General features: G+C 72.6%; 9 protein-coding genes. 2 read left to right on the top strand and 7 right to left on the bottom strand.

Features of this window, described 5'->3' with window-relative positions; all coding sequences use genetic code 11:
* Positions 1-102: 102 nt before the first annotated feature.
* From ACFQO7_RS33970 to ACFQO7_RS33945, 6 genes are all read right to left on the bottom strand, one after another.
* Positions 103-978 carry a hypothetical protein gene (locus ACFQO7_RS33970; RefSeq protein WP_376810218.1) on the bottom strand — a complete coding sequence of 292 codons (876 nt, stop codon included), beginning with the start codon at positions 976-978 and terminating at the stop codon, positions 103-105.
* 27 nt (positions 979-1,005) lie between these two features.
* Positions 1,006-2,091: a uroporphyrinogen-III synthase gene (locus ACFQO7_RS33965; protein ID WP_376810217.1), complete on the bottom strand. Its 1,086-nt coding sequence runs from the start codon at positions 2,089-2,091 to the stop codon at positions 1,006-1,008.
* A gap of 49 nt (positions 2,092-2,140) precedes the next feature.
* A complete protein-coding gene (gene nirD, locus ACFQO7_RS33960) occupies positions 2,141-2,491 on the bottom strand; it encodes a nitrite reductase small subunit NirD (protein WP_376810216.1) in 351 nt (116 codons plus the stop codon).
* Entirely contained in the window at positions 2,488-4,977 is a 2,490-nt protein-coding gene (nirB, locus tag ACFQO7_RS33955) for a nitrite reductase large subunit NirB (protein ID WP_376810215.1), read from the bottom strand. The genes nirD and nirB overlap by 4 nt, the downstream gene beginning before the upstream one ends.
* 70 nt (positions 4,978-5,047) lie before the next feature.
* Positions 5,048-6,538, bottom strand: a complete 1,491-nt coding sequence (locus ACFQO7_RS33950) for an FAD-dependent oxidoreductase (RefSeq protein ID WP_376810214.1) — start codon at positions 6,536-6,538, stop codon at positions 5,048-5,050.
* Positions 6,535-8,676, bottom strand: a complete 2,142-nt coding sequence (locus ACFQO7_RS33945) for a molybdopterin oxidoreductase family protein (protein WP_376810213.1) — start codon at positions 8,674-8,676, stop codon at positions 6,535-6,537. Before ACFQO7_RS33945 ends, ACFQO7_RS33950 begins: the two co-directional genes overlap by 4 nt.
* A 318-nt stretch (positions 8,677-8,994) precedes the next feature.
* On the opposite strand from ACFQO7_RS33945, the gene ACFQO7_RS33940 reads away from it, so the two are divergent.
* Entirely contained in the window at positions 8,995-9,255 is a 261-nt protein-coding gene (locus ACFQO7_RS33940; RefSeq protein WP_155374111.1) for a DUF6364 family protein, read from the top strand.
* A complete protein-coding gene (locus tag ACFQO7_RS33935) occupies positions 9,245-9,538 on the top strand; it encodes a type II toxin-antitoxin system PemK/MazF family toxin (protein ID WP_144121783.1) in 294 nt (97 codons plus the stop codon). The genes ACFQO7_RS33940 and ACFQO7_RS33935 overlap by 11 nt, the downstream gene beginning before the upstream one ends.
* Here ACFQO7_RS33935 and ACFQO7_RS33930 read toward each other — a convergent pair.
* Complete coding sequence (locus tag ACFQO7_RS33930; RefSeq protein ID WP_376810212.1) at positions 9,535-10,035, bottom strand: MarR family winged helix-turn-helix transcriptional regulator; 501 nt, start codon at positions 10,033-10,035, stop codon at positions 9,535-9,537. The two genes, ACFQO7_RS33935 and ACFQO7_RS33930, sit on opposite strands and share 4 nt — an antisense overlap.
* Between the last annotated feature and the right edge of the window lie 26 nt (positions 10,036-10,061).

Here is a 10,061-nt window from a genome sequence, read left to right as displayed (position 1 = left end):
GGCCTCACGTATGACGTGAGGCCGCGAGTCTTTAAGAGTTGCGCCAGGGGTGAGGCGGCGCGCGGCGCGCGGAGCGCGCCGGGTGGGAGTGGGTGGGGCGGGTCAGAGGACGCCGGGGCGGCGGGGGGCCAGGGCGACGATGGATGAGGCGATCAGGCCGACCACCACGGCGATCATCGCGCCGAGGTAGGCGTCGGCCTGGTCGGTCAGGGCGCGGGAGATGCCGGGGCCGCCGATGACGTACGCCATCGCGACCGGCAGCGGGCCGATCGCCCCGGACAGTGCGATCAGCAGCCGCGAGCGGCCCACGTGCCGGGCGGTCAGGGCGCAGGCCAGCGCCACCAGCAGCGCGATCACGGGCATCGAGAACGAGGCGCGTGGGATCGGCTGCAGGCTGCTGATGTCGAGCACGCCCAGCCGCATCGGGTCGTAGTACTCGCCCAGCGCGTCGCGGTTGCGGGAGAACCCGGTGGTGTCCAGGTAGGACAGGATCGCCAGCAGCCACACCGCGCCAGTGCAGGCCCACAGGTTCGCCGACAGCGGCATCCGGCCGACCGCCAGCAGCGCCACGAACAGGCCCGCGACGACCCCGGCGGCCACCGCGATGGCGGCGGTCAGTTCCGGGTCGAACGCCGCGCTGAGCCGGGCATACCGCGCGGGCTGCAACGTCAGCGGGAAGGCGGCCGCCGCCGCGCCCAGCGCCGCGGCCACCGCGGTGACGATACGCACGGCCGCGCCGATGCGGCGGCGGTCGCGCTGGGCCAGCCCGGCCGCGAAGGTCGCCCCGCCGGCCACCGCCACGATGGTGAACCACACCACCCAGGTGAGCTGCAGGTTCCAGTCGTTGTCGGTGCCCGCGACGAACTCACGGTCCAGCCGCAACACGTCGAGTCCATAAACGACGCCGAACTGGGCTGCCCCGACCAGCGCCGCCATGCCGAACGCCGCTGCCAGCAGCCTGCCCCAGAAACGCATCACGCGGGGACCATACGTCCGATGGCGGTTTCAGTCCACCGGCAGCCGGTAGCCCCTTTTGACCACCGTCTGGACGAAGGCGGGATCACCCAGACCGGCACGCAGCCTGGCCACGGCCATCTCGACGGCGTGCTCGTCCGCGCCGCGCGGCAGCGCAGGCAGCAGCGAGGCCCGGGAGCGCACCTTGCCCGGCATGGCGGCCAGCGCGCGCAGCACGGCCATCGGAGCCGGGGCGAGCGGGCGCAGTTCGCCGTCGACCATCGCCGCGTGCCCGCGCAGGGTCAGCTGGTGCTCGGCGACCTGCAGGGTCACCGCCCGCCGGGGCAGCTCGTCGGCGATGGCGCGGACCAGCGCGCCGAGCCGGGCCCGCGCCGGGGCGATGACCGGGATGCCGTGCCTGATCAGCGGGGCGGCCGTCACCGGCCCGACGCACGCGGCGACGACGTCGGCCCGCAGCGCCTCCAGCACCGCGTCCCCGCCCGGCCCGGCCGCCGCCAGCAGCGCGCCGACGGCCGGGGCCGAGGTGAAGGTGATGGCGTCGACCAGCCGGTTCGACACGAGATCGACCAGGCGGTGCAGCGGTGCCGAGTCCAGCGGCGGCGCCCAGCGGTACACGGGCACCTCGATGACCTCGGCGCCGGCCGCGCGCAGCGACGCGCAGAACTCCGGTTGCTGGTCGCCGTGCAGCTGCACCGCCACCGTCTGCCCGGCCACGCCCCGCTTGAGCAGGTGGGCCAGGCACTCGTCGCAGCTCTCGGAGTCCGGCGACCACTGGTCGTGCAGGCCGGCGGCACGCACCGCGCCGCGGGCCTTCGGGCCGCGGGCCACGATGTACGCCTCGGCCAGCACCGTCCGCAGCGGGTCGGCCAGGCCCCAGCCCTCGGCGGCCTCCAGCCAGCCGCGCATGCCGATGCCGGTGTTGGCGACCACGATGTCGGGCGGTGTGTCCAGGCAGCGCCGGGTCGCCTCGCGCAGCTGGGAGTCGTCGTGCAGCGGCACGATGCGCAGCGCGGGGGCGATGACGACCCGCGCGCCGCGCCGCTCCAGCAGCGCGGCGAGCTCGTCGCGCCGCCGGTCGGCGGTGACCCCGACGGTGAAACCCGCGAGTTCGGTCATGACCCGGCCTTCCCCGTCAGCCCGCCGCGCCCTGCCCCGCTGCGCTCGGTCATGGTGTATCCACAGCCACTTCGACCGTGTCGCCGTTGCGGCGGATCGGGTACGTCGGCACGGCCACCCCGCTCACGTCCAGGCACTTGCCGGTACGCAGGTCATAGACCTGCTTGTGCAGCGGGGACGCGACGGTCGGGGCGTCGCCGCGGGTGCCGACGATGCCGCGCGACATCACCTGCGCCCCCGCGATCGGGTCGCGGTTGCCGATGGCGAACAGCTCGCCTTCGTAGGTCCGGAAGATCGCGAGCTGAACGCCGTCGACGAGCGCGGCCACACCGCGTTCCGCCTCCAGCCGGCTGTACGAGCAGATCGCCGTCCAGGTGACGGTCAGGGTCGTCGTGGTCATCGGGCACCTCCCAGGGTTACCGGCACCGGACCGCGGGCAGGGATCTTCTGCCCGCGCTCGACCTCGAAGCTGATGTCGGGATCGGGCGTGCCCGGCGCGTTGACGAACGAGACGAAGCGCGCGAGGCGCTGCGGGTCCTGCAGCGTGGCCTGCCACTCGTCGGCGTACGACCCGACGTGGCGGGCCATCTGCGCGTCGAGCTCCTCGCACAGTCCCAGCGCGTCGTCGACGATGACGGCACGCAGGTGGTCCAGACCGCCCTCCATCGCCTCCAGCCAGGCGGCGGTGCGCTGCAGCCGGTCGGCGGTGCGGATGTAGTACATGAGGAACCGGTCGATGGTGCGGATCAGCTCCTCGGTGCTGACGTCGGTGAGGAACAGGTCCGCGTGCCGGGGGCGGAAGCCGCCGTTGCCGGCGACGTAGAGGTTCCAGCCCTGCTCCGTGGCGATGATGCCGAAGTCCTTGCTGCGGGCCTCGGCGCACTCGCGGGCGCAGCCGCTCACCGCCGACTTGAGCTTGTGCGGGGCGCGCAGCCCTCGGTAGCGCAGCTCCAGCTCGATGGCCAGGCCGACCGAGTCCTGCACGCCGTACCGGCACCAGGTCTCGCCGACGCAGCTCTTCACCGTGCGCAGCGCCTTGCCGTACGCGTGCCCGGACTCGAAGCCCGCGTCCACCAGGCGGTGCCAGATCTGCGGCAGCTGCTCGACCCGCGCGCCGAACAGGTCGATGCGCTGGCCACCCGTGATCTTCGTGTAGAGCCCGAAGTCGCGGGCCACCTCGCCGATCACGATCAGCTTCTCCGGGGTGATCTCACCGCCGGGGATGCGCGGCACCACCGAGTACGTGCCGTCGCGCTGGATGTTGGCGAGGAAGTGGTCGTTGGTGTCCTGCAGGGCGGCTTCCTCGCCGTCGAGGATGTAGCCGCTGTTGGTCACGGCCAGGATCGACGCGATCGCGGGCTTGCAGATGTCGCAGCCCCGGCCGGTGCCGTGCGCCGCCACCAGCTCGCTGAACGAGCGGATGCCGCGCACCCGGATGATGTCGAACAGTTCCTGGCGCGAGTAGGCGAAGTGCTCGCACAGCGCCTTGGACTGCGCCACCCCGCCCGCGGCCAGCAGCTGCTTGAGCAGCGGGATGCAGGAGCCGCAGCCGGTGCCCGCCTTGGTGCAGGCCTTCAGCCCCGGCACGTCGGTGCAGCCGCCGGCGATGGCGTCGGTGACGTGGTCCTTGGTCACCGCGTGGCAGGAGCACACCTGCGCGGTGCCCGGCAGTTCGGCCTTCGGCGACCCGTCCCCGGCCGGGGCGAGCAGCGCCAGCGGCGGCGCGGGCAGCGGCCCGCCGAGTGAGGCCCGCAGCGTCGGGTACGCGCTGGCGTCGCCGACCAGGATGCCGCCGAGCAGGGTCTTCGCGTCGTCGGTGAGCAGCAGCTTCGCGTACACGCCGGTGACCTGGTCGGTGACGACCACGTCGAGCCCGTCGGCGAACGGCGTGCCGAAGCTGGCCACGTCCACGCCGAGCAGCTTGAGCTTGGTGGAGGTGTCGGGGCGGGCCATCGTCGCCTCGCCGCCGGTCAGCCGGTCGGCGACGACCTCGGCCATCGCGTACCCGGGCGCGACCAGGCCGTAGCAGACCCCGTCACCGGAGTCGACCGACAGCGCGGCGCACTCGCCGATCGCCCACACCGCCGGGTCGGCCGTGGCGCACGAGGCGTCGACCGTGAAGCCGCCGCGCGGGCCGCGGGCCAGGCCGGACGGCTCGGCCAGCTCGTCGCGCGGCCGGATGCCCGCGGCCACGACGACCACGTCCACGTCGAGCGAGCCGCCGTCGTTGAACAGCATCCGGCGTACGCCGTCCGCGTCGCCCTCCAGGCCCGCGCAGCCGCGCCCGGTGTGCACGGTGACGTCCAGCGCCTCGATGTGCCGCTTCAGCACCGCGCCGCCGCCCTCGTCCACCTGCAGCGGCATCAGCCGCGGCGCGAACTCGACGACGTGCGTGGTGATGCCCAGCAGCTTCAGCGCGTTCGCGGCCTCCAGGCCGAGCAGCCCGCCGCCGAGCACCGCGCCGACCCGGCGGCCGCCGGCGGTCGCCCAGTCCTTCAGCGCGGCCAGGTCGTCGAGGGTGCGGTAGACGAAGACACCGGGCAGGTCGCTGCCCGCGATCGGTGGCACGAACGCCCGCGAGCCGGTGGCCAGCACCAGCGCGTCGTACGGTGTCTCGCCGGACGCGCTGTGCACGACCCTGCGCTCCCGGTCGATCCCGGTGACGGCCTCGTTCAGCCGCACGGCGACCCCGTCGGGTGCGCCGCCCAGGTGCAGCGCCCCGGCGTCGTAGTCGTCGAACCAGGCCGACAACCGGACCCGGTCGTACGCCGGGCGGTCCTCCTCGGCCAGCACGGTCACCGACCAGCCCTCGGCGGCCCGCTCCGCGAACGCCTCCAGGAATCGCTGCGCCACCATGCCGTACCCGGCGACGACGAGTTTCTTCATGCCGTCACCTCGCTGCGCTCGGCTCCGTCATGTTCTTCGAGCCGCATGATGAGCTCACTGCGTTCGCTCATTAGGACACCCCCACACTGTCCGAGGTCGACAGCCACCCGACGATGCCGTCAACCGCGTCCTTGCAGCTGCCGCAGCCGGTGGTGGCGCGAGTCTGGGCGACGACGTCGTCGAGCGAGCGGGCGCCGGAGCGCCAGCAGCGCACCAGCGCGCCCTTGGTGACCGTGTTGCACTGGCACACGGTGGCGTTGTCGGGCATGAGCGCGGGCGTGGTCGTGGCGACCGGCGCCTCCGCGCCGCCCAGCGACCGGCCGAGCAGCAGCGCGCGCCGGTCGCGCGGCACCACGCCCTTGCGGTCGAAGAGCTGGATGACCTGGCCGACGCTGGGGTTGTCGCCCAGCATCACCGCGCCGGTCAGCCGATCGTCGCGGATGACCAGGCGGGCGTACGTGCCCCGGGCCGGGTCGGCGAAACTGACGTCCTCGCAGGCGGCGTCCGGTTGCAGGCTGCCCATCGCGGCCAGGTCGATGCCGGAGGCCTTGAGCCGGGTGACCGGCGAACTCGGCACGTACACCGCGTCGGGGTCGGCTCCGGTGAGCCGGGCGGCCAGCACCTTGGCCTGCTCCCAGGCGGGCGCGACCAGCCCGCCGACGACCTCGCCGAACTGCGCGCAGTCACCGATGGCCGAGATACGCCGGTCGGAGGTGGCCAGGCGCCGGTCGATGACGATGCCCCGCTCCACGCGCAGCCCCGCCGCGCGGGCCAGGCCCGTCTCGGCGCGCACCCCGCACGCCAGCACCAGCAGGTCGGCGCGCAGGTTGCGATCGTTGAGCCGCAACGTCACGCCGTCGTCGTCGGCGCTGACCCCGGTCGCCGACGACGCCAGGTGCACGGCCACGCCGTGCTCGGCGAGCGTGCGCACCAGCACCGCGCTGGCGCCCGGGTCGAGCTGCCGCTCCATCAGGTGGCCCACGCCGTGCACGACCTCGACCGCCAGCCCGCGGCCGGCCAGCCCGCGCGCGGCCTCCAGACCGAGCAGCCCGCCGCCGAGCACGAGTGCGCTGCGCGCGCCCTGCGCGGCGTCGAGGATGCGGCGGCAGTCCGCCAGCGTGCGGAACGTGGCGACGCGCGGGTGCGGCTGTGCCAGTCCCGGGATCGGCGGCACGATCGCCTGCGATCCGGTGGCCAGCACCAGGTGGTCGTAACCGAGCTGCTCGCCGTCGTCGAGGGTGACGGTGCGCGCGGCGCGGTCGACGCCGGTGACGGTGACTCCCGTGCGGGTCTTCACCCCGTGCCCGGCGGCCTCGGTCAGCGTGATGTCGGTTTCGCCGTGCTTGCCGGCCAGCACGCTGGACAGCAGGATGCGGTTGTAGGCCCGGTGCGGCTCGGCGCCGAGCACGGTGACCTCGACGCCGGACGCGGCCGACAGTTCGGTCGCCAGCCGGGCGCCGGCCATGCCGTACCCGATGACGATCACGTGGTGGGGGGAGGTGCGGGGTCGCTCGGCAGGCGGCAGGGCAGAGCCATGCCGCGCGGTGTTGCCAGGGTTCATGGTGTCACCGGCTCGATTCGTACGGCACAGACCTTGAACTCCGGCATCCGCGAGATCGGGTCCAACGCGTCGCCGGTGAGCGAGTTGGCCCGGCCCATGCCGGAGTAGTGGAAGGGCGCGAAGAGGGTGTCGGGTCGGATCGTGGTGACCAGCCGGGCGGGCGCGATCATCTCGCCGCGGCGGCTGACCACCCGTACCGTGTCACCGTCGTCGATGCCGAGCCGCTCGGCCAGATCCGGGTTCAGCTCGACGAACGGCCCGCCGGGCAGCGCCGCGATGCGGCGGGTCTGCGCGCCGGACTGGTACTGCGCCAGCACCCGCCCCGTGGTGAGGTAGAGCGGGTACTCGGCGTCGATCTCCTCGGCCACCGGCCGGTGCTCCACCGCGATCAAGCGGGCGCGACCGTCCGGGGTCGGGAAGCCTTCTTCGAAGAGCCGCGGCGTGCCTGCCCGGTCCGCCGCGGGGCACGGCCAGAAAACGCCGTTCTCGGCGTCCACCCGCTCCCACGTGACGCCTGCGTAATCGGCGACCCCTCCGGCGGTGGCCCGCCGCAGCTCTTCGAAGACGGCGCGCGGCTCGGCGGAGAACCCGCCGGACTGCTCGCCACCGGCGACGGAGCGACCGTCCCCGGTTCGGCCGAGCCGGGAGGCCAGCTCGGCCATCACCGCCAGATCCGTCCCTGTCCCTGGCGGTGGCTTGCGGAGGGCGCGGCGCCGCAGCACCCGGCCCTCCAAATTGGTCATGGTGCCGTCTTCCTCCGCCCACTGTGCCACGGGAAGCACCACATCGGCGATGGCCGCGGTCTCGCTCAGCACGAAGTCACAGACAATTAACAGATCCAGCGACCGGAGTCGCTCGGTGATCCGGGCCGCGCGGGGCGCGGAGACCACCGGGTTGGAGCCGAACACCAGCATCGCCTTCGGGCCGCCAGGCTGCCCCAACGCGTCGAGCAGCTCGTACGCGGACAGGCCGGGACCGGGCAGGCTGTCCGGGTCGACACCCCACACACCGGCGACGTGCGCCCGCGCGGCCGGGTCGTCGATCTTCCGGTACCCGGGCAGTTGGTCGGCTTTCTGACCGTGCTCGCGCCCGCCCTGGCCGTTGCCCTGCCCGGTGAGGCAGCCGTAACCGGAGCCGGGGCGGCCGGGCAGCCCGAGGGCCAGGGCCAGGTTGATGAACGCGGTGACCGTGTCCACGCCCTTGGCGTGCTGCTCGGCGCCGCGCGCGGTCAGGATGATCGCGCGGTCGGCGCTCGCCAGCGCCCGCGCGGTGGCCTCCAGGTCGGCCACGGGCACCCCGGTGAGCAGCTCCACCCGGGCGGGCCAGTAGCCCGCGACGGTCTGGCGGACCGCGTCCCAGCCGGTGGTGCGCTCGGCCAGGTAGGCCTGGTCGGTCAGGCCCTCGGCGACCACGATGTGCAGCAGGCCCAGCGCGAGCGCCAGGTCGGTGCCGGGGGTGGGCTGCAGGTGCAGGGTGGCGGCGCGCGCCGTCGGGGTGGCCCGCGGGTCCACGACGATCTGGGTGCCGCCGCGCTGGCGCTGCTCGGTGAGGTATCGGGCGAAGGGCGGCATGGTCTCGGCGACGTTCGCGCCGATCAGCAGCAGGGTGTCGGCCTCGGCGATGTCCGCCATCGGGAACGGCAGCCCGCGGTCGATGCCGAACGCGCGGTTGCCGGCGGCCGCCGCCGAGCTCATGCAGAAGCGGCCGTTGTAGTCGATGTTGGCGGTGCGCAGCGCCACCCGGGCGAACTTGCCCAGCGCGTATGCCTTCTCATTGGTGAGCCCGCCGCCGCCGAACACCGCGACCGCGTCGCGCCCGTGTGTCTCCTGCACCCGGCGGATGCCGTCGACGATGACGCCGTACGCCTCGTCCCAGGTCGCCGGCTTTCCCTTGATCAGCGGGGTGGTCAGCCGCTCGGGGTGGTCCAGCAGCTCGGCCGATGTCCAGCCCTTCTGGCAGAGCCCGCCGCGGTTGGTGGGGAAGTCGCGTGCGGCGACCTCGACCCGCCCCTCCGGCGTCTCGCGCAGGGTCATCCCGCACTGCAGGGCGCAGTACGGGCAGTGGGTGGCGACCTCACGCGGCGACCCGAGCAACGGCAGTGCCGTGGCTCGAGTGGCGGGTGGGGCCGAGGGCGTCATGTGCGAAATCCTGCGGTCCGGGAGTTTCGCCGGGACGTCCCCCGTGTTTCCAACCTGCTAAGAGCGGCGCACGTCGCGCGCGAAACCGCTGTTGGTGACGTTGCGCCCGGCGCGGGGCCGACCGGAGGGGGGCGTTTTGCGGGGTCAGCCGTCCAGTGACCGTGATGATCGTCCGAATGGTCGATTATCCCATCCGGGCGCTTACGGTTACGATGACGTCACAGTGCGTAAAAGTGCTCAGAATGGGTGATTTTCACTCACGGATCTGGCATGAAGAACAGGATGACTCGTGGTCACACCGGGCGTAATCTAATCGGCATGACTGCCAAAGTAACGCTGTCCTTCACGGACGAGACGATTGAGGAAGCGCGTCGGTACGCCGAGCGCGACGGGCTGTCGCTGTCGGCTTGGATGGACCAAGCCGCGCGGGAGAAGGCCCTGCGGGAACTGTTCACCGCGCACGCGGACGTGGTGCGCCGGGCGGGCGTCGACCGGCTGGAGAAGAACGCGCTGGACGATGAGCGCGAAGTCGAATTGGTACGCCTGGAACTGTCAGGACGGGGGCGGCGTGCTGCGTAGAGGCGAGATCTGGCGGATCGACGGGGCCCGCGAAAGGCTCGGCCTGGTCATCAGCTCGGATGTGTACAACAGCACCGATGTGCCGATCGTCATCGTCGCGGAGGTCGTCGAGGAGGACGAGCTCCGCGACTCGCCGCTGGCGGTGCCGATGGGCGAGCTGATCATCATGCCCGACCGGGTGTCGTCACCCATGAAGAAGTGGTTCACCGACATGGTGGACGTCGTCGACACCGACACGATGCGCAAGGTCGGCCGGGCCTTGCGCATCATCCAGGACCTTTAACTTTCCCCGTCGTCCTTGGGGCACTGCTCCCGCATCGAGGTGTGCAGCGGGGCGAACAGCTCCGTCAGCTGCACCAGCTGCCGCGGGGTCAACCGGTCGATGAAGATCGAGCGCACCAGCTCGACGTGATACGGCGCGACCCGCCGGATCGTCTCCCACCCCTCGTCGGTGAGCACGGCGAACTGCCCACGCCGATCGGACGGGCAGCTCTGCCGGCGCACCAGCCCGGCGCGCTCCATCCGGGTGATCTGGTGTGACAGCCGGCTCTTCTCCAGCAGCATCACCTGGGCCAGCTCCGACATGCGCAGGCGCCGGTCGGGCGCCTCGGAGAGGCTCACCAGCACCCCGTAGTCGGTCCCGGAGAGGTCGTGCTGTGCCATCCCCCGCTCCAGCTCGGCCAGCACGAGCTTCGCGGTGAAGATGAAACTGCGCCACGCCTCCTGCTCCTGGTCGTTGAGCCAGGAGACCTCTTCCGTCTGCGTCGCGATGGTCACCATGCATCACACCCTAGAGGGGTGGGGAC

This window comes from Catellatospora aurea, assembly GCF_042663325.1.
In the GTDB taxonomy this organism is placed as follows: domain Bacteria; phylum Actinomycetota; class Actinomycetes; order Mycobacteriales; family Micromonosporaceae; genus Catellatospora; species Catellatospora aurea.
The sequence above is the reverse complement of the archived record's forward strand: the minus strand, read 5'-3'. Positions and strand labels throughout refer to the sequence as shown.

Excerpts from the sequence above, each read along its gene's own strand:
- ACFQO7_RS33930 (WP_376810212.1), bottom strand. The coding sequence starts at position 10,035 with ATGGTGACCATCGCGACGCAGACGGAAGAGGTCTCCTGGCTCAACGAC.
- ACFQO7_RS33965 (WP_376810217.1), bottom strand. The coding sequence starts at position 2,091 with ATGACCGAACTCGCGGGTTTCACCGTCGGGGTCACCGCCGACCGGCGG.
- nirD (WP_376810216.1), bottom strand. The coding sequence starts at position 2,491 with ATGACCACGACGACCCTGACCGTCACCTGGACGGCGATCTGCTCGTAC.
- ACFQO7_RS33940 (WP_155374111.1), top strand. The coding sequence starts at position 8,995 with ATGACTGCCAAAGTAACGCTGTCCTTCACGGACGAGACGATTGAGGAA.
- nirB (WP_376810215.1), bottom strand. The coding sequence starts at position 4,977 with ATGAAGAAACTCGTCGTCGCCGGGTACGGCATGGTGGCGCAGCGATTC.
- ACFQO7_RS33945 (WP_376810213.1), bottom strand. The coding sequence starts at position 8,676 with ATGACGCCCTCGGCCCCACCCGCCACTCGAGCCACGGCACTGCCGTTG.
- ACFQO7_RS33950 (WP_376810214.1), bottom strand. The coding sequence starts at position 6,538 with ATGAACCCTGGCAACACCGCGCGGCATGGCTCTGCCCTGCCGCCTGCC.